Annotated in this window: 21 protein-coding genes; 13 read left to right on the top strand and 8 right to left on the bottom strand. The window is 72.2% G+C overall.

Translation table 11 applies throughout. The features are described from left to right. The first annotated feature begins 29 nt into the window (after window positions 1-29). The gene (locus tag ACWFR4_RS10580) at window positions 30-575 is read left to right on the top strand and encodes an NUDIX domain-containing protein (RefSeq protein WP_326713921.1); all 546 of its coding nucleotides are present in this window, start codon (window positions 30-32) and stop codon (window positions 573-575) included. A gap of 15 nt (window positions 576-590) precedes the next feature. Here ACWFR4_RS10580 and ACWFR4_RS10575 read toward each other — a convergent pair whose 3' ends face one another. Beyond that, entirely contained in the window at window positions 591-848 is a 258-nt protein-coding gene (locus tag ACWFR4_RS10575) for a hypothetical protein (RefSeq protein WP_453468462.1), read from the bottom strand. Window positions 849-1,056: 208 nt separating this feature from the next. Next, the gene (locus ACWFR4_RS10570) at window positions 1,057-1,917 is read right to left on the bottom strand and encodes a 3-hydroxybutyryl-CoA dehydrogenase (RefSeq protein ID WP_453468461.1); all 861 of its coding nucleotides are present in this window, start codon (window positions 1,915-1,917) and stop codon (window positions 1,057-1,059) included. 175 nt (window positions 1,918-2,092) lie between these two features. On the opposite strand from ACWFR4_RS10570, the gene ACWFR4_RS10565 reads away from it, so the two are divergent. After that, window positions 2,093-3,301, top strand: a complete 1,209-nt coding sequence (locus ACWFR4_RS10565) for a glycoside hydrolase family 10 protein (protein WP_453651951.1) — start codon at window positions 2,093-2,095, stop codon at window positions 3,299-3,301. A 15-nt stretch (window positions 3,302-3,316) separates the two neighbouring features. Here ACWFR4_RS10565 and ACWFR4_RS10560 read toward each other — a convergent pair whose 3' ends face one another. Together ACWFR4_RS10560 and ACWFR4_RS10555 are read right to left on the bottom strand one after the other, a co-directional pair. Next, window positions 3,317-3,511 carry a DUF1918 domain-containing protein gene (locus ACWFR4_RS10560; RefSeq protein WP_100597064.1) on the bottom strand — a complete coding sequence of 65 codons (195 nt, stop codon included), beginning with the start codon at window positions 3,509-3,511 and terminating at the stop codon, window positions 3,317-3,319. Window positions 3,512-3,582: 71 nt separating this feature from the next. After that, entirely contained in the window at window positions 3,583-4,551 is a 969-nt protein-coding gene (locus ACWFR4_RS10555; protein ID WP_453651949.1) for a DMT family transporter, read from the bottom strand. Between ACWFR4_RS10555 and ACWFR4_RS10550 the strand changes: the two genes are divergently transcribed. The 3 genes from ACWFR4_RS10550 to ACWFR4_RS10540 all read left to right on the top strand — a co-directional run bounded on the left by ACWFR4_RS10550 (window position 4,550) and on the right by ACWFR4_RS10540 (window position 7,158). Next, window positions 4,550-5,986, top strand: a complete 1,437-nt coding sequence (locus ACWFR4_RS10550; protein WP_453651947.1) for an aminotransferase-like domain-containing protein — start codon at window positions 4,550-4,552, stop codon at window positions 5,984-5,986. The two genes, ACWFR4_RS10555 and ACWFR4_RS10550, sit on opposite strands and share 2 nt — an antisense overlap. Window positions 5,987-6,053: 67 nt before the next feature. Next, complete coding sequence (locus tag ACWFR4_RS10545) at window positions 6,054-6,503, top strand: GNAT family N-acetyltransferase (protein WP_453651945.1); 450 nt, start codon at window positions 6,054-6,056, stop codon at window positions 6,501-6,503. Window positions 6,504-6,582: 79 nt separating this feature from the next. Then, entirely contained in the window at window positions 6,583-7,158 is a 576-nt protein-coding gene (locus ACWFR4_RS10540; protein WP_453651943.1) for a histidine phosphatase family protein, read from the top strand. Between the two features lies 1 nt (window position 7,159). Here ACWFR4_RS10540 and ACWFR4_RS10535 read toward each other — a convergent pair whose 3' ends face one another. After that, on the bottom strand, window positions 7,160-7,606 hold the full coding sequence (locus ACWFR4_RS10535; protein WP_453651941.1) for a DUF6314 family protein: 447 nt from the start codon (window positions 7,604-7,606) through the stop codon (window positions 7,160-7,162). Window positions 7,607-7,776: 170 nt separating this feature from the next. Between ACWFR4_RS10535 and ACWFR4_RS10530 the strand changes: the two genes are divergently transcribed. From ACWFR4_RS10530 to ACWFR4_RS10495, 8 genes are all read left to right on the top strand, one after another. After that, window positions 7,777-9,024, top strand: a complete 1,248-nt coding sequence (locus ACWFR4_RS10530; RefSeq protein ID WP_453651939.1) for a DUF6745 domain-containing protein — start codon at window positions 7,777-7,779, stop codon at window positions 9,022-9,024. 38 nt (window positions 9,025-9,062) lie between these two features. After that, window positions 9,063-9,542: a hypothetical protein gene (locus ACWFR4_RS10525; protein ID WP_453651937.1), complete on the top strand. Its 480-nt coding sequence runs from the start codon at window positions 9,063-9,065 to the stop codon at window positions 9,540-9,542. An 82-nt stretch (window positions 9,543-9,624) separates the two neighbouring features. Further along, window positions 9,625-10,653: an N-acetyl-gamma-glutamyl-phosphate reductase gene (gene argC, locus ACWFR4_RS10520; RefSeq protein ID WP_453468522.1), complete on the top strand. Its 1,029-nt coding sequence runs from the start codon at window positions 9,625-9,627 to the stop codon at window positions 10,651-10,653. Next, the gene (locus tag ACWFR4_RS10515) at window positions 10,650-10,775 is read left to right on the top strand and encodes a hypothetical protein (RefSeq protein WP_453468523.1); all 126 of its coding nucleotides are present in this window, start codon (window positions 10,650-10,652) and stop codon (window positions 10,773-10,775) included. The genes argC and ACWFR4_RS10515 overlap by 4 nt, the downstream gene beginning before the upstream one ends. Next, window positions 10,772-11,923 (top strand): bifunctional glutamate N-acetyltransferase/amino-acid acetyltransferase ArgJ, encoded by a 1,152-nt coding sequence (gene argJ / locus ACWFR4_RS10510; RefSeq protein WP_453651935.1) that lies wholly within the window; start codon window positions 10,772-10,774, stop codon window positions 11,921-11,923. The genes ACWFR4_RS10515 and argJ overlap by 4 nt, the downstream gene beginning before the upstream one ends. Then, window positions 11,920-12,855 carry an acetylglutamate kinase gene (gene argB / locus ACWFR4_RS10505; RefSeq protein ID WP_453468525.1) on the top strand — a complete coding sequence of 312 codons (936 nt, stop codon included), beginning with the start codon at window positions 11,920-11,922 and terminating at the stop codon, window positions 12,853-12,855. The genes argJ and argB overlap by 4 nt, the downstream gene beginning before the upstream one ends. Further along, window positions 12,852-14,054 carry an acetylornithine transaminase gene (locus ACWFR4_RS10500; protein ID WP_453651933.1) on the top strand — a complete coding sequence of 401 codons (1,203 nt, stop codon included), beginning with the start codon at window positions 12,852-12,854 and terminating at the stop codon, window positions 14,052-14,054. Before argB ends, ACWFR4_RS10500 begins: the two co-directional genes overlap by 4 nt. Window positions 14,055-14,071: 17 nt before the next feature. Beyond that, complete coding sequence (locus tag ACWFR4_RS10495) at window positions 14,072-14,611, top strand: arginine repressor (protein ID WP_453468527.1); 540 nt, start codon at window positions 14,072-14,074, stop codon at window positions 14,609-14,611. A 74-nt stretch (window positions 14,612-14,685) separates the two neighbouring features. Here the strand turns inward: ACWFR4_RS10495 and ACWFR4_RS10490 are convergent, their stop codons facing one another. The 3 genes from ACWFR4_RS10490 to ACWFR4_RS10480 form a co-directional block, all read right to left on the bottom strand. After that, complete coding sequence (locus ACWFR4_RS10490) at window positions 14,686-15,657, bottom strand: bile acid:sodium symporter family protein (protein WP_453651931.1); 972 nt, start codon at window positions 15,655-15,657, stop codon at window positions 14,686-14,688. A 117-nt stretch (window positions 15,658-15,774) separates the two neighbouring features. Then, window positions 15,775-16,506 (bottom strand): FAD:protein FMN transferase, encoded by a 732-nt coding sequence (locus tag ACWFR4_RS10485; RefSeq protein WP_453651929.1) that lies wholly within the window; start codon window positions 16,504-16,506, stop codon window positions 15,775-15,777. Beyond that, window positions 16,499-16,954 (bottom strand): FMN-binding protein, encoded by a 456-nt coding sequence (locus ACWFR4_RS10480; RefSeq protein WP_453460444.1) that lies wholly within the window; start codon window positions 16,952-16,954, stop codon window positions 16,499-16,501. The genes ACWFR4_RS10485 and ACWFR4_RS10480 overlap by 8 nt, the downstream gene beginning before the upstream one ends. Window positions 16,955-16,956 lie beyond the last annotated feature (2 nt).

The raw sequence follows: 16,956 nt of genomic DNA, 5'->3' as shown, positions 1-16,956 counted from the left end.
CATCTAACTCGGCGGAAGGTGGCAGAACCGTGCAGTGGACGAAACAGAACGAACAAACTGTGTATGAAAACCGCTGGTTCCGGGTCAATCTCGCGGATGTCGAGCTCCCGGACGGCCGGCACCTCGACCACTTCGTCATACGGCTGCGGCCGGTCGCCGTGGCCACCGTGGTCAATGAGGCCAACGAGGTGCTGCTCCTGTGGCGGCACCGCTTCATCACCGACAGCTGGGGCTGGGAGCTCCCGGCGGGGGTGGTCGAGGACGGCGAGGACATCGCCGCCGCGGCCGCCAGGGAACTGGAGGAGGAGACCGGCTGGCGGCCGGGACCCTTACGCCATCTGATGAGCGTGGAGCCGTCCAACGGTCTCGAGGACGCCAGGCACCACGTCTACTGGGCCGAGGAGGGTTCGTACGTCGGTCATCCCGAGGACGACTTCGAGTCGGACCGCCGGGAGTGGGTCCCTCTCAAGCTCGTCCCCGACATGGTCGCCCGCGGCGAGGTCCCGGCCGCCAACATGGCGGCCGCGCTGCTGATGCTGCACCATCTCAGGCTGGGGCAGGACACCCCGGCCTGATCCGAACGAAAGACCCTAACGTCCGAACGCCTGCCAGACGGCAAGCGCGAGCGCGCCGGCCGCGGTGATCGCGGCGACGGCCTGCAGCGGCCATCGGGTGTGCTCGAGCTGGGCGACCCGGGTGCTCAGATCGTCCTGATCCTTGACGCTCTGTTCATCGCGCTGGGTGAGCAACGCCAGCTTGCCGTCGACGCGGGCAAGACCCACATCGAGGCTGCGGCGTAACTCCGCGAGTTCTTCCGGGACCACGGCACGCTCGGGGTCGGCGGTCACGGGTCGGCTCCTTTCCGTAGTGGGCAGATCCGTTGCCTTACGCACGGAAAGTCAACTCGCCTGGTGGGTACGGCGGGAGAGTGTGCGATGGGCATATGCGGGCCCGGTGCGCACACGGTGTGCGAATGGTTCGGGCCCGGCACTCCGAAGAGCGCCGGGCCCGAACTTTCGACTACGCAGAGTCAACGCGGCGTCGAACCGCGCGGGGTCACGAGTACTGGTAGAAACCCGAGCCCGTCTTGCGGCCGAGACGGCCCGCGTCGACCATCCGCTGGAGCAGCGGGGGAGCGGCGTACAGAGGCTCCTTGAACTCGGCGTACATCGAGTCGGCGACCGAGGCGACGGTGTCGAGGCCGATGAGGTCGGAGAGCTTGAGCGGGCCCATGGGGTGGGCGCAGCCGAGCTCCATGCCGTTGTCGATGTCCTCGCGGCTGGCGATGCCCGACTCGAACATCCGGATCGCGGAGAGCAGGTACGGGATCAGCAGTGCGTTGACCACGAAGCCGGAGCGGTCCTGGGCGCGGATCGCGTGCTTGCCGAGGATCTTCTCGACGAGGGCCTGGGCGCGGCTGATGGTGCCCTCGGAGGTGGTGAGGGCCGGGATCAGCTCGACAAGCTTCTGCACGGGCGCCGGGTTGAAGAAGTGGATACCGATGACGTGGTCGGGGCGCGAGGTCGCCACGGCCAGCCTGACGAGCGGGATCGAGGAGGTGTTGGATGCCAGGATGGCGTCCTGCCGGGTGACGACCTGGTCGAGCACCTGGAAGATCTCGGTCTTGACCTGCTCGTTCTCGACGACGGCCTCGATGACGAGGTCCCGGTCGGAGAACTCCCCGAGGTCGGTGGTGAAGCTCAGGCGGGCCAGGGTCTCGGCCAGCTCCTCCGCGCTGATCTTGCCGCGCTCGGCCGCCTTGGAGAGGGAGTTGTGCAGCCGGGTACGGCCGATCTCCAGGGCCTCTCCGGTGGTCTCCGCCACCATGACGTCCAGACCGGCGCGGGCGCAGACCTCTGCGATCCCGGCTCCCATCTGGCCGCAGCCCACCACTCCGACGCGCTGGATGTCCCCCATAGGGTCGGTCACCTCGTGCCTTTCGCTGTTCTCCGGCCGGCAGGACCCCCGGGTTCCGGCGCCTGCCTCGGCCCTGCACGTTACTCGGAGCCTCCCGTACACGGCGGGCCGGGTCGGGCATGCTGTCCCCAGTGCGGCCCGGGACGGCTGGGCCCGTTGGTCAGGGGGTGGGCGGATGAGGCATTTGTCACGCAGGGGCTTCACAGTCGCGGCGGCGGCCGCGCTGACCGGGCTCGCGGCGGGGGACGCGGCCGCCTCCGGGTCCCGTCACGCTCCGGTGGCCCGCGACATGCGGGGCATGTGGCTGGCGACGGTGGCCAACCGGGACTGGCCGTCGAAGCCGGGTCTGAGCGCGGCCCAGCAGCGTGCGGAGCTCATCGCCCACCTCGACACGGCGGTGGGCCGGCACCTGAACGCCGTGGTCTTCCAGGTACGGCCGACGGCCGACGCGCTGTGGCCCTCCCCGTACGAGCCCTGGTCGGAGGTCCTCACGGGGGTGCAGGGCAAGAATCCGGGCTGGGACCCTCTCGGCACGGCCGTCGCGGAGGCGCACCGGCGCGGGCTCGAACTGCACGCCTGGTTCAACCCCTACCGCATCGCGAACCACACGGACCTCTCCCGCCTCGTGTCCACGCACCCGGCCCGCCGGCACCCCGACTGGGTCGTCCCCTACGGCGGGAAGCTCTACTACAACCCGGGCCTGCCCGACGTGCGCAAGTTCGTCCAGGACGCGATGCTCGACGCCGTCCGCCGCTACGACATCGACGCCGTGCACTGGGACGACTACTTCTACCCGTATCCGGTCGCGGGCCAGGTCTTCGACGACGACGACGCCTACGCGGCGCACGGCGGGAACTTCCCCGACCGGGCCTCATGGCGGCGCGACAACACCGACCGGCTCGTGCGCGAGATGGCCGCGAGCGTGAAGCGGATCAGGCCGCGCACCCAGTTCGGGATCAGCCCCTTCGGCGTGTGGCGCAACGCCGCGACGGACCCGCTCGGCTCGGACACCCGGGCCGGGGTGCAGACGTACGACGACCTGCACGCCGACACCCGCAAGTGGGTGCGCGAGCGCTGGATCGACTACATCTGCCCGCAGATCTACTGGAACATCGGCTTCGCCGCCGCGGACTACGCGAAGCTCGTTCCCTGGTGGTCGGACGTCGCACGCGGGACGGGGGTGCGCCTCTACGCGGGCGAGGCGCTCTACAAGGCGGGCGATCCGGCGCAGCCCGCCCAGTGGCAGGATCCGGCAGAGCTCTCCCGCCACCTCACCTTCGCCGAGCGCTATCCGCAGGTGAACGGTCACGTGTTCTTCTCGGCGAAGGAGGTGGGCGCCGACCGGATCGGCGCGATGGCCCGGGTGGTCGAGGACCACTACTGACAGGGCCAGGTGTGACTAGGGGGCCGGCTCCTCGTGCTGCACGACGGAGTCGGGACCCGGTGACATCACCGCCTCGTGGCCGTCCTGGAAGCGGACCCTGAACGGCGGCTCGCCGTCGTGGCCCATGATTTCGACGATTTCCGCGACCCGGTCGTGCTCGCCCACGGTCCTGCCGTGCACCCGCAGATGGTCGCCCTTGGTGGCACGCATCGTGAGTGACCTCCTCGTCCCTCGTCGACCCGTATCTCAAGGGTAGGACCGAGTCCCGGGGTCGGGGACCCTCAGCCGCGGGACCGTTGGGTTACTGCGATGCACACGAGAACGGCCGCCGCGGTCAGGGGCGCGGCGGGGGAGAGGTGCTCGCCGAGCAGGAACACCGACCAGACCAGGGTGAGCAGCGGCTGGGCCAGCTGGAGCTGGCTCGCCTTGGGGATGCCGATGACGGCCATGCCGCGGTACCAGACGACCAGGCCCACGAACTGCGAGCCCACGGCCACCCAGAGCAGCCCCGCGACGGCGTGCCCCGTCAGGTGCACCGGCTCGTGGCTCAGCGCGACGAGCGCCCCCGGCAGGGCGAGCGGCAGGCAGATCACGAGTGCCCAGGCGATGACCTGCCAGCCCGGCATCACGCGGGCCAGGCGGCCGCCCTCCGTGTAGCCGGCGGCGCAGATGAGGAGCGCGCCGAAGAGGTACAGGTCGGCGGTCGTGAGCGTGCCGCCGCTCTGCTGCACGGTGAACGCGATCACGGCGGCGGCGCCCGCGCACGCCGCGATCCAGAAGCTGCGCGAGGGCCGCGCGCCGGTGCGCAGCGCAGAGAGCAGGGCGGTCGTCAGGGGCAGCAGGCCGACGACGACGGCGGAGTGCGCGGTGGTGGCCGTCTCCAGAGCCAGCGTCGTGAGCAGCGGGAACCCGAGCACGACGCCCGCGCCGACCACGGCGAGACCGGCCCAGTGGCGGCGCTCGGGAACGGTGACGCGCAGCGCGAGCAGACAAGAGCCGGCGATCACGGCGGCGAGGACGCTCCGCACGGTGACGAGACTCCAGGGCCCGAACCCTTCGAGCCCCCAGGCGGTGGCCGGGAAGGTGAGCGAGAAGGCGGTGACGCCGAGCGCGGCGAGGACGGTCCCGCCCCGGGTCGCCTTCGCGGTGAGGGGGGTGGGGCCAGGACGTGTCGCGGTGCCCGCGGCGGGGGCCGCGCTCGCGTCAACTGCTATCCCGGTGGCGGTAGTAGCGCTATTCTCTGTCCTCATGCATGAGCGTAGCAGTGTGGGTGAACTGGCGGAACGGCTGCGAGGAGAGCTGGATCGCTACTCTCCAGGTGGAAAGCTGCCGTCCAGTCGGGCTCTCGTCGAACGGTTCCGGGTGAGCCCGGTGACTGTGTCGCGCGCGCTCGCGCAGCTCGCCGCGGAAGGGCTCGTCGTGACGCGTCCGGGGGCCGGGGCGTTCCGCGCGGAGCCCCGCGCCGCTGCACAGCCGGCCGGTGACACCTCCTGGCAGGCGCTCGCGCTGAGCGCCGACTCCGCGACCGAGCTGGTGCCGCGGGCCGTGGACGCCTCCGGAGTCCTGGTCACGCTCTCCGCCCCGCCACCGGGAGTCGTCGAGTTCAACGGCGGCTATCTGCACCCCTCGCTCCAGCCGGAACGCGCCATGGCCGCAGCTCTGGCCCGTGCGGGCCGCCGCCCCGGCGCGTGGGGGCGGCCCCCGGTCGACGGCATCCCCGAACTGCGCGAGTGGTTCGCCCGCGGCATCGGCGGCGCCATCACCGCCGCCGAGGTGCTGATCGCGTCCGGTGGCCAGTCCGCCCTGGCCACCGCGCTGCGCGCCCTCGCCCCGCCCGGCGCCCCCGTCCTCGTCGAGTCACCCACGTATCCGGGCATGCTGGCGATCGCGCGCGCGGCGGGGCTGCGGCCCGTGCCCGTGCCGGTCGACACGGACGGGGTGCGCCCTGAGCTGCTCGCCGAGGCGTTCCGGGCGACGGGGGCGCGTGTGTTCGTGTGTCAGCCGCTGTTCCAGAACCCCACGGGCGCGGTCCTCTCCGCGCAGCGGCGCCCCGAGGTGCTGCGGATCGCGCGCGAGGCCGGCGCGTTCATCGTCGAGGACGACTTCGTGCGCCGCCTCGTCCACGAGGACGCGGGGCCGCTGCCCAGGCCGCTGGCCACCGACGACCACGACGGCGTCGTCGTTCATGTCTGTTCCCTGACCAAGGCGACCTCGCCGAGCTTCCGCATCGGCTGCCTCGCCGCGCGCGGCCCCGTCCTCGAGCGGCTGCGCGCGATTCAGGTCGTCGACCACTTCTTCGTGCCGCGCCCGCTCCAGGAGGCCGCCCTCGAACTGGTCGGCTCACCGGCCTGGCCGCGCCATCTGCGTACCGTGGCCGCCCACTTGAAGGTGCGCCGCGACATGATGACAGCGGCCCTGCGCGCCACCCTGCCCGAACTCACCGTGGCGCACGTGCCGCTGGGCGGCTATCTGCTGTGGCCGCGGCTGCCCGACGGCACGGACGAGGCGGCGCTCGTCGCGGGGGCGCTGCGCGCGGGCGTCGCCGTCGCGCCCGGGCGCCCCTACTTCTCCGCCGAGCCCCCGGCCCCGCACATCCGGCTGAGCTTCGCGGCGGTCGCCGGGCCCGCGGAGATCACGGAGGGCATCCGCCGGCTGCGGACCGCGTGCGACGAGGTACTCGAGTAGGCGACGGGAGGGATCAGCGCCCGAAACCTGCTCGACGGACACCGGCCCCGCCTGCGAATCTCGCGTCATGACCGACACACGCACCACGGCGCTCGCGCTCCCCGACGGCTACGAGATCTCGACCGACGCCGCCCGCGTCGACGCCGGCCGCGTGCACCGCTGGCTCTCCACGGACGCCTACTGGGCCATGGGCCGCGCCCGCGAACACCAGGACCGGGCGATCGCGGGATCGCTGAACTTCGGTGTGTACGACGCCGCTTCGGGTGAGCAGGTCGCGTACGCCCGTGTCGTGACCGACCACGCCACCTTCGCCTGGCTCTGCGACGTCTACGTGGACCGGGCCGTCCGCGGCAAGAACGTGGGCACCGCGCTCGTCGCCGCCGTCCGCGGCCACCTGGAGCCGCTCGGCCTGCGCCGCATCATGCTCGCCACGCAGGACGCGCACGGGGTGTACGACAAGGTGGGCTTCGCGCCCCTCGCCGAGCCGGAGAACTGGATGATGCTCACCCTGCGGTGAGCGCGCGGCGGGGCGCATGCGGCCGGCATACGCCCCGTGGACTCTTGACCGCAGCCCGGGCACGCCCCACGATCACCGCATGTCCGTTCGCGTGACGCTTCTCGCCGCCGCGCGCAGCGCTTCGCTGCTCGCCGAGCGCTTCGACGACGACCGGCCCCTCGACCACACGGGCTGGCACGAGGTGGAGCTGGCCGCGGCCGCGCTGGTGCCGCTCGCCGCGGCGGAGCTGCGCTACTGCGCGCCCACTGCCCGCAGCCGCGGCACCGCCGAGGCGCTCGGCCTCGCGCCCCTGGCCCAACTGGCCCTCCGGGACTGCGACATGGGCCGCTGGCGCGGGCGCACGCTCGCCGAGGTGACGGCCGTCGAGCCGGGCGCCGTCGACGCCTGGCTGCGTGACCCGCGTTCGGCGCCGCACGGCGGGGAGCCGCTGCTCGCGTTCATATCGCGGGTCGGCGGCTGGCTCGACACCCGGCCGAACGACGACGGCGCGACCGTCGTGGCGGTCGCCGAGCCGGCCGTCGTGCGGGCGGCGCTCGTCTACGCGCTCAAGGCGCCCCCGTCGACGTACTGGAACATCGACGTACGCCCTCTGTCGGCCGCCGTCCTCACGGGGAGCGCGGGCCGCTGGAGCGTGCGGCTCGACGCCGCGGTGTGAGTCAGGGCGCGGCGCGCGTGTACGCGGTGGCGAGCACCAGGTCCTTCGCCGGGCCCTTGACCCGCCACTCCATCCGCCAGTGGTCCGGTCCCGTCACCTCGAACTCGCCGCGGTACAGGTCCGCCGCGCAGGGGTGGTCCGCCGTGTGGCGGCCGGTGCGCAGGTCCAGGTCGTGGAAAAAGCGGCCGTCGGAGAACCGCACGACGGCCGTGCCGGGACCGTCGCCCGGCAGGAAACGCAGCGTGCGCTCGGTGGGCCGGGCGGTGCCGTGCCACACGAAGGTGCCCGACTCGTGGTGCAGCAGCCAGCCCGCGTCGTCGTACGTGAAGTCCGTGGTGCCGGAGAAGGTGCCGACCGCGTCGTCGGCCAGGTCCCGTACCGTCCGCTCGACGTGCCACCGGCCCGCCAGATGGGCCAGCACGTCGGGAACCGGCCAGGCCTCACTCATCTCGTCCCACCCATCTCGTTGCCCGTGCTCCCCATTTTGCCGCCTGCCGTGACCCCGCCCGGCGACGGGGTCACGCCGCCGGAAATCCCTTGCGCCACCCGCGCGGCCTCTGTCACGCTCTGCCGCATGACGACTGGAAAGGCGGACACCGCCACCCTCCGGTGAGCCCGGTGACGCGTCCCCGCAGGGGACCCTCGAAGATCACGTCCACCCCTCCGCACTCCTCCGGCGAGCGCGTCGAGCTGGCGCAGATCGTCGCCACCGACTGGCTCCGCCACGCACTGTCCACGCGCCCCTCCGACCGGGCGCGCGCCGAAGCCGCCGTCGCCGGCCTGTACCGCCGGCTCGGCGAACCCGCCCCCGACTTCGTCTGGGTGCCCTCTCCCGCCGCGGCGCGACCGGTTCTGCTCGGCGCCCCGCACCGCTTCCGCCCACCGCGCCTGCGCGGCACCGAGGCCCCCGCGCGCCCTGCCGACTGGCCCCTGGTCTCCCGGCTCGCGAACCTGGTCGCCGACCTCCGCGAACGCCTGGGCGAACGGACCGGGACGGCCGTCGCCTGGCAGCCCTGGCACGGAACCACCGCCCCCAGGACCATGACCGTCCCCGAGGCACTGGCCGGGGGATTCCCCGTGCGCGACGTGGTCGACGCCGTCGGACGCCACCCACTGCGCACGACCGTCGACGACGCGGTCCGCGCCCCGATCCGCGCGGAACTGATGCGCACCGAGGGGGAGGCGGCCGCCCTCACCTGGTACGGCCAGCACGACGCCGCGTGGATCGCCCACTACGACGTACGCGCCCGCGTAGGCCTCGCCACCTACGCCCACGACGACGTGGCGCATCTCGGCCTGTGGGCCGAACTCGCCCGCTCCACCGGTTGGTGGTGGCCGGGCGAGGGCGTCTGCGTCATGTCCGAGCGGCCGGCCGAGATCCACACAGAGCTCCAACCAGGCTCCCTGCACGGCGAGTTGAGGCTGCACCGTGACGACGCCCCGGCCGTCCGATACACCGACGGCGCCGCCGTGCACGTCCTGCACGGCGCCCACGTACCGGAATGGGTCCTCACCGACCCGACCCCCGAGCGCATTCACGCCGAACCGAACGTCGAGGTCAGGCGCAGCGCCATCGAGCGCATCGGCTGGGCCCGCTACATCGTGCGCGCCGGACTGCGCCTGGTGAGCTCGGCGCCCGACCCCGGCAACCCGGACTCCGAACTCCAGCTGTTCGACGTACCGCTCGCCCTGTGGGGACGGCCCACGCGGCTGCTGCTCGCGGTGAACGGATCCGTCGAACCCGACGGGCACCGGCGCCGTTACGGGTTGAGCGTGCCGGCCCACTTCGACGACCCGGTCGCGGCGGCCGGCTGGTCGTACGGCCTCTCCGGCGAGCACTACGCACAACTCCTGCGCCGCACCTGAACGTCGACCCACCCCTTCACACACCCGAGGTGATGAACATGACCACGCCCATGCCCCTGACCACCGCGCCCACCCTCGCCGACCTCACCGCCCGCACCGGACTCGACGTGCTCGACCACCTCGAACGCGAGGTGACCATCCCGGTCGTCGACGGCCTCCAGGCCCAGGGCGACCTGATCGTCATCCCCTACGCCTTCGTCGCCCGGCATCTCCGCGAGCCGTGGCGCTCCGACCGGCGGCGCGTCCCCGCGGCCGGGATCGAGCTCCTGCGCAGCGCCGCGGGCGGTAATCCGCACACCCTCGTCGCGGACGAGGGCGCCTGCGACTGGACGGCCCGCGTCGCCGACCCCACGGGCCTCGCGCTCGGCCTGATCGAGAACACCGCCGTCGCCTATCTCATCCACCCCGAACACGGCGGTACCGGCATCGCCCCCGGCCGCTACCTCGTACGCCGCCAGCGCGAGCGCGCCGCCTCACGCCAGGGTCTGCGCGGCGGGGACCAGCTGATCGCCGACTGACGGCACCGCGGCTCCGGCGATCACTCGCATTGCATAAACGTGCATTACTGCGTATAGTCATGCCATCCAAGAGGAGGGTTCCATGGCGGTACGTGTAGCAGTGGCAGGGGCAAGCGGATACGCGGGCGGAGAGCTGCTGCGTCTGCTGCTCGCTCATCCCAATGTGGAGATCGGCGCCCTGACCGGCAACTCGAACGTGGGGCAGGCCCTCGGTGCGCTCCAGCCGCACCTGGTGCCGCTGGCCGACCGCATCCTCGAGCCGACGACCGCCGAGGTGCTCTCCGGTCACCACGTGGTCTTCCTCGCGCTGCCGCACGGGCAGTCCGCCGCCGTCGCCGAGCAGCTCGGCGAGGACACGCTCGTCGTGGACATGGGCGCCGACTTCCGGCTGAAGGACGAGGGCGACTGGGAGAAGTTCTACGGCAGCGCGCACGCCGGGACCTGGCCCTACGGGCTTCCCGAGCTGCCCGGTGCGCGCGCCGCGCTGGAGGGCGCCAAGCGCATCGCGGTCCCCGGCTGCTACCCGACCGCCGTCTCCCTCGCGCTCTTCCCCGCGTACGAGGCCGGGCTCGCCGAGCCGGAGGCCGTGATCGTCGCCGCGTCCGGGACGTCCGGTGCGGGCAAGGCGCCCAAGTCGCACCTCCTGGGCTCCGAGGTCATGGGCTCCATGTCCCCGTACGGCGTGGGCGGCGGCCACCGGCACACCCCCGAGATGATCCAGAACCTGGGCGCGGTCGCCGGTGTGCCGGTCTCCGTCTCCTTCACGCCGACGCTGGCCCCGATGCCGCGCGGCATCCTCGCCACGTGCAGCGCCAAGGCGAAGCCGGGCGTGAGCGCCGAGAGCGTACGGGCCGTCTACGAGAAGGCCTTCGCCGACGAGCCGTTCGTGCACTTGCTCCCGCAGGGGCAGTGGCCCGCGACCTCTTCGGTGTACGGCTCGAACGCCGTGCAGGTGCAGGTCGCGTACGACTCGGCGGCCGGCCGGATCATCGTGATCAGCGCCATCGACAACCTCACCAAGGGCACCGCGGGCGGCGCCCTCCAGAGCATGAACATCGCCCTCGGTCTCGACGAGACCACTGGGCTCACCACGATCGGAGTCGCGCCGTGAGCGACGCACGTGCGGCCGCCGGGCCGCAGACCGGGGGCACATCCCAGGCCCTTGAGGCACTGGGGGAGAAGGCCGCGCCGCTGCGCCGCGCGGGCGGAGAAGCGAACAAGGAGTCCCAGTGAGTGTGACGGCAGCCAAGGGATTCACGGCCGCGGGCATCGCCGCCGGGATCAAGCAGAACGGCAACCCGGACCTGGCCCTCGTGGTCAACAGCGGGCCCCGCCTGGCCGCCGCCGGCGTCTTCACCTCCAACCGTGTGAAGGCCGCGCCGGTGCTCTGGTCGGAGCAGGTCCTCAAGGGCGGGCTCGTGTCCGCCGTCGTCCTCAACTCCGGTGGCGCCAACGCCTGTACGGGTCCCAAGGGCTTCCAGGACACGCACGCCACGGCGGAGAAGGTCGCGGAGGTGCTCGGCCTGAACGCGGGCGAGGTCGCCGTCGCTTCGACCGGCCTCATCGGCGAACTCCTCCCCATGGACAAGCTCCTGCCCGGTGTCGACACGGCGGCCGCCCAGCTCAGCCCGCACGGCGGTGAGAAGGCCGCCGTCGCCATCAAGACCACCGACTCCGTGCACAAGACCGCGGTGTTCGAGGGCGACGGATGGACGGTCGGCGGCATGGCCAAGGGCGCGGGCATGCTCGCCCCCGGCCTCGCCACCATGCTCGTCGTCCTGACGACGGACGCCGACCTGGAGGCCGACGTCCTGGACAAGGCCCTGCGGGACGCCACCAAGGTCACCTTCGACCGCGTCGACTCCGACGGCTGCATGTCGACGAACGACACCGTGCTGCTCCTTGCCTCCGGTGCCGCCGAAGTCGCCCCCGAATACGCCGAGTTCGCCGAGGCCGTCCGCACGGTCTGCGACGACCTCGGACGTCAGCTCATCGGCGACGCCGAGGGCGCCAGCAAGGAGATCAAGGTCGACGTCATCAACGCCGCGACCGAGGACGACGCCGTCGAGGTGGGCCGCTCCATCGCCCGTAACAACCTCCTCAAGTGCGCGATCCACGGCGAGGACCCCAACTGGGGCCGGGTGCTGTCCGCGATCGGTACGACGTCCGCCGCCTTCGAGCCCGACCAGCTGAACGTCGCCATCAACGGCGTCTGGGTCTGCAAGAACGGCGGCGTCGGCGAGGACCGCGAGCTCGTCGACATGCGCTTCCGGGAGGTCGTCATCACCGCCGACCTGGCGGCCGGCTCCGAGACCGCGACGATCTGGACGAACGACCTGACCGCGGACTACGTCCACGAGAACAGCGCGTACAGCTCATGAGCACGACACGGAAGCACACGGCGCTGCCCAAGGCGCAGATCCTCATCGAGGCGCTGCCCTGGCTCACCCGGCACCAGGGCAAGACGGTCGTCATCAAGTTCGGCGGCAACGCCATGATCGACGAGGACCTCAAGGCCGCCTTCGCCCAGGACGTCGTCTTCCTGCACCACGCGGGCCTCAAGCCCGTCGTCGTGCACGGCGGCGGACCGCAGATCAGCAAGGCCCTCGACCGGCACGGCATCGTCAGCGAGTTCAAGGCGGGCCTGCGGGTGACCACCGAGGACGCGATGGACGTCGTGCGGATGGTCCTGGCCGGCCAGGTGCAGCGCGAGCTCGTCGGGCTGCTCAACGAACACGGCCCGCTCGCCATCGGCCTCACCGGCGAGGACGCGCACACCATCACCGCCACCAAGCACAAGCCCGAGATCGGCGGCGAACTGATCGACATCGGCCGGGTCGGTGAGATCACCCAGATCGACACCGGCGCCATCGAGGCCCTGCTCGCCGACGGCCGCATCCCGGTCGTCTCCTCGATCGCCCGCTCCCAGGACGACGGACACGTCTACAACGTCAATGCCGATACGGCGGCTGCGGCACTCGCTGCGGCGCTGGGCGCCGAGACCCTGATGGTCCTGACCGACGTCGAGGGCCTCTACGAGGACTGGCCGAACTCCGACGAGGTCATCAGCAGGCTCACCGCCAAGGAGCTGGAGAAGCTCCTTCCCGAGCTGGCCAGCGGCATGGTGCCCAAGATGGAGGGCTGCCTGCACGCCGTGCGGGGCGGCGTGACGACCGCCCGCGTCATCGACGGCCGGGTCCCGCACTCGATCCTGCTGGAGATCTTCACCGACGAGGGCATCGGCACGATGGTCGTGCCGGACGCCCCCGAGGCCACCGACGTGAGCGCCATCGACGTACAGGGGGAGTCATGAGCAACCAGGAGCTGACCGCGCGCTGGCAGGGCGCGCTCATGGACAACTACGGCACGCCCAGGCTGCCCCTCGTCCGCGGCGCGGGCGCCAAGGTGTGGGACGCCGACGGCAAGGAGTACGTCGACTTCGTCGGCGGCATCGCGGTCAACGCCCTCGGCCACGCGCACCCCGCGGTCGTCCAGGCGGTCACCGAGCAGATCGCCTCCCTCGGCCATGTCTCGAACCTCTTCGTCGCCGAGCCGCCCGTCGCGCTCGCCGAACGGCTCCTCCAGCTCTTCGGCCGGTCCGGCCGCGTGTACTTCTGCAACTCGGGCGCCGAGGCCAACGAGGGCGCCTTCAAGATCGGCCGCCTGACGGGCCGTTCGCACATGGTCGCCACCCAGGGCGGCTTCCACGGCCGGACGATGGGCTCCCTCGCGCTGACCGGTCAGCCCGGCAAGCAGGAGCCGTTCGTACCGCTGCCCGGCGACGTCACGCATGTCCCGTACGGCGATGCCGAGGCGCTGCGGGCGGCGGTCACGGAAGAGACCGCGTTCGTGATCATCGAGCCGATCCAGGGTGAGAACGGCGTCGTCGTGCCGCCCGCCGGGTACCTCAGGGCGGCCAGGGAGATCACCCGGGCCACCGGCACCCTCCTCGTCCTCGACGAGGTGCAGACCGGCATCGGCAGGACCGGCCACTGGTTCGCGTACCAGGCGGAGGAGGGCATCGACCCCGACGTCGTCACGCTCGCCAAGGGGCTCGGCGGCGGACTGCCCATCGGCGCGACCGTCGCGTTCGGCGAGGCGGCCGAGCTGCTCAGGCCCGGTCACCACGGCACGACGTTCGGCGGGAACCCCGTCGCCTGCGCGGCCGGCCTCGCGGTGCTCGACACCGTCGCGGGAGAGGGCCTCCTGGACAACGTGAAGCGCGCCGAGGCGCGGTTGAGAGACGGAATCGCCTCACTCGGGCACCCGCTCGTCGGCCACGTAAGGGGCGCCGGGCTCCTCCTGGGTATCGTGCTCACCGAGCCGCTGGCGCCCCAGGTGCAGCAGGCGGCTCAGGACGCCGGCCTCCTGGTGAACGCGCCCGCCCCCGATGTCGTACGGCTCATGCCGCCGCTCAACCTCCACGACGACGAGGTGGACAGCCTGCTCCAGGCACTGCCCGGCGTTCTGGACAAGGCCCTCGAAGGGGCCGACGGGGAAGGACGATCCTGAGGAATGGGACGACGACGATGAGTCAGGCGCAGGACAACGAGCACGCCGCGGGACCCGCCGTGCCGCAGACCCGCACCGCGCGCCACCGCCGGATCGTGGACATCCTCAACCGGCAGCCGGTGCGCTCGCAGAGCCAGCTGGCGAAGCTGCTCGCCGACGACGGCCTCACGGTCACGCAGGCGACGCTCTCCCGGGACCTGGACGAGCTGGGCGCGGTCAAGATCCGCAACACCGGCGGCGAGCTGATCTACGCGGTGCCCAGCGAGGGCGGCTTCCGCACCCCGCAGGCCCCGCTCGGCGGCTCGGCCAAGGAGGAGCGGATGCGGCGGCTCGCGGGGGAGCTGCTGATCTCCGCGGAGGCCTCGGCGAACCTCGTGGTCCTGCGCACCCCACCCGGCGCCGCCCAGTTCCTCGCGTCGGCGATCGACCAGGCGGAACTCCAGGTGATCCTGGGCACGATCGCGGGTGACGACACCTTGATGCTGATCAGCCGCGACCCGGCCGGCGGGCAGGAGCTCGCCGACCATCTGCTGCGGCTCGCCCAGAACGACCACTGAGTGAGCTGAATCGTTCGGGTTCGCGCCCCGGACCGCCCGGGATTCACGGGCGGTCCGGGGCGCTTTCGCGTTCCTCAGGCCTGCTCGGCGCGGCGCGCCCGGTACGACATCCAGGCCGCGACCAGGGCGCCCGACACGTTGTGCCAGACGGAGAACACCGCCGCGGGGAGCGCCGCGAGCGGGCTGAAGTGGGCCGTGGCGAGCGATGCGGCGAGCCCCGAGTTCTGCATGCCGACCTCGAACGCCATCGCGCGGGACGCGGGTGCCCCGAGGCGGGCCAGCTTTCCGGCGCCGTAGCCGAGCGCGAGGCCGAGGCCGTTGTGGAGGACGACGGCCAGCAGGACGAGCCCGGCCGCCGACTTGATCGCCGTCGCGCTGCCCGCGACGACCACGGCGACGATGACGGCGATGGTCAGCGCCGACAGCCAGGGCAGGACGCCGAGCACCCGGTCGACGTACCGGCCGAGGACCAGGCGCACCAGCAGCCCCGCGATGACCGGCAGGAGCACGGTCTTGAGGATGTCCGTGACCATCGACCCCGCGTCCACGGGCAGGAACTCGCCCGCGAGGAGCAGGGTCAGCGGCGGCGTGACGAGCGGGGCGAGCACGGTCGAGACGGTGGCGACGGAGACGGACAGGGCCACGTCGCCGCGCGCCAGATAGGTCACCACATTGGAGGCCGTGCCGCTGGGGGCGCAGCCCACGAGGATCACGCCCGCCGCCAACTGGGGCGGCAGGTCGAGGGCGTTGGCTATCAGCCAGCCGAGCCCCGGCATGATCACGTAGTGCGCGACGAGCCCGAGGCCGACGGCCCAGGGCCGCTTCGCGACGCCCTTGAAGTCGTGCGGGGTCATCGTGAGACCCATGCAGAACATCACCACACCCAGCAGGTACGGGACGTTCGTCTTCCAGCTCACGAAGGCGTCCGGCAGGGCGAGCCCGATACCGCCCGCCGCGAGCACGAGTACGGGGAACACGGTCACGGCCAGGCGCGCCGCGCGATTGCCGGTGTCCGTCGGCTGGGGGATCAACTGTTCGGTCTGCACCGGGCGATGCAACGCCGCCGCCCGGCGTGCCCGCAACCCCGTCTCGTTATGTGGTCCCTACATCTTCATCGGATCGCCACATTTCCCTCGCGGTTCCACAGGGGCACCGGCCAGGTCCTACGGGCTCACCGACCACGTCTCCCCGTCCGCCGTCACCGCGAACGCCGTGACGCCGGGCTGCGCCTCCAGCCACGCCCGCGCCCGCGGGCCCATCGCGTACGCGGCGGTCGCCCAGGTGTCCGCGTCGGTGAGCCCCTCGTGGACCACGGTCAGGGACGCGAGACCGGCCACGGGCGCCCGCCCGGTGTGCGGGTCGACGATGTGGCAGCCGCGCTCCGCGGGACCCGACGTGGCGACCGCGAGCGCCCCCTGCAGGGACTCGACGACCGCCGCCACCTGACCCGGCCGCAGCGGATGGGCGATGCCGACTCGCCACAGGCCGCCGTGGAGCTGTACGTCGCCGCCGCCGTTCACACAGACACCGGTCGCGCCCGCGGCGCGCAGTCCCTCCGCCGCCCGCTCCACCGCCCACCCCTTGACGAGGCCGCTCGGATCGAAGCCACCCGAGTGGCCCGTCGTGAACCAGCCACCGGTGTGCTCCTCCGCCCGCGCGCAACGCCCCAGCACTTCGCGGACCTCGGGCGCGCAGTCCTCGGGCGCGAGTTCACCCCGGGCGATCCGGCTGACCGCGCTGTCCTCGCGGTACGTCGAGAAGACCGCGTCCACGTGCCGCAGCCACGCCTGGGCCTCGTCGAGCGCCCGTGGTCCCACATCGGTGCCCCGCACGGTGATCGAGAAGACCGTGCCCATGGTGTGCACGACCCGGTGAAGTTCCGCCGCGTCACCCATGGGCCTGGTCCAGCGCGCTCTGCAGCGAGGTCATGTAGCCCTCGCTGGTGAACGTGGCGCCGGAGACCGTGTCGATCCGGGCGCTCTGGGCGTCCAGGGTCTCCTGCACGAGGGTCGGCACCGAGGACGAGGCGATGTCCTGGCTGCGCCGGTCCCCGGACGGGGTCTTGACGGCACGGGCGGCGGTGATCTTCGAGCCGTCGACGGTGATCTCGACCTGGACGGGGCCGTAACGCGTCTGGACCGTCTCGCCCGTGAGGGTCCGCTTGCCGGTCCCCGTGCCGGAGGAACCGCCCGACGCGGCCGACGAATCCGCCGAGTCGGACGGCCGCGTCGGCGAGGACGTCGTGACCGGCTGTCCGTGCGGTTTCAGCGCGAGCGCCAGTGTCGTGACGGTGACGGTCGCGACGCAGGTCAGGACGGTGCGGCGGATCGGATGGGCTCTCATGG

The organism is Streptomyces sp. NPDC055140, assembly GCF_053607285.1.
Note: the sequence above shows the minus strand (reverse complement) of the source record. Positions and strands in the feature narration are given on the sequence as shown.

Excerpts from the sequence above, each read along its gene's own strand:
- argB (WP_453468525.1), top strand. The coding sequence starts at position 11,920 with ATGAGCACGACACGGAAGCACACGGCGCTGCCCAAGGCGCAGATCCTC.
- ACWFR4_RS10550 (WP_453651947.1), top strand. The coding sequence starts at position 4,550 with ATGCATGAGCGTAGCAGTGTGGGTGAACTGGCGGAACGGCTGCGAGGA.
- ACWFR4_RS10500 (WP_453651933.1), top strand. The coding sequence starts at position 12,852 with ATGAGCAACCAGGAGCTGACCGCGCGCTGGCAGGGCGCGCTCATGGAC.
- ACWFR4_RS10495 (WP_453468527.1), top strand. The coding sequence starts at position 14,072 with ATGAGTCAGGCGCAGGACAACGAGCACGCCGCGGGACCCGCCGTGCCG.
- ACWFR4_RS10535 (WP_453651941.1), bottom strand. The coding sequence starts at position 7,606 with ATGAGTGAGGCCTGGCCGGTTCCCGACGTGCTGGCCCATCTGGCGGGC.
- ACWFR4_RS10555 (WP_453651949.1), bottom strand. The coding sequence starts at position 4,551 with ATGAGGACAGAGAATAGCGCTACTACCGCCACCGGGATAGCAGTTGAC.
- ACWFR4_RS10565 (WP_453651951.1), top strand. The coding sequence starts at position 2,093 with ATGAGGCATTTGTCACGCAGGGGCTTCACAGTCGCGGCGGCGGCCGCG.
- ACWFR4_RS10570 (WP_453468461.1), bottom strand. The coding sequence starts at position 1,917 with ATGGGGGACATCCAGCGCGTCGGAGTGGTGGGCTGCGGCCAGATGGGA.
- ACWFR4_RS10480 (WP_453460444.1), bottom strand. The coding sequence starts at position 16,954 with ATGAGAGCCCATCCGATCCGCCGCACCGTCCTGACCTGCGTCGCGACC.
- ACWFR4_RS10525 (WP_453651937.1), top strand. The coding sequence starts at position 9,063 with ATGACCACGCCCATGCCCCTGACCACCGCGCCCACCCTCGCCGACCTC.
- ACWFR4_RS10485 (WP_453651929.1), bottom strand. The coding sequence starts at position 16,506 with ATGGGTGACGCGGCGGAACTTCACCGGGTCGTGCACACCATGGGCACG.
- ACWFR4_RS10545 (WP_453651945.1), top strand. The coding sequence starts at position 6,054 with ATGACCGACACACGCACCACGGCGCTCGCGCTCCCCGACGGCTACGAG.
- ACWFR4_RS10540 (WP_453651943.1), top strand. The coding sequence starts at position 6,583 with ATGTCCGTTCGCGTGACGCTTCTCGCCGCCGCGCGCAGCGCTTCGCTG.
- argC (WP_453468522.1), top strand. The coding sequence starts at position 9,625 with ATGGCGGTACGTGTAGCAGTGGCAGGGGCAAGCGGATACGCGGGCGGA.
- ACWFR4_RS10560 (WP_100597064.1), bottom strand. The coding sequence starts at position 3,511 with ATGCGTGCCACCAAGGGCGACCATCTGCGGGTGCACGGCAGGACCGTG.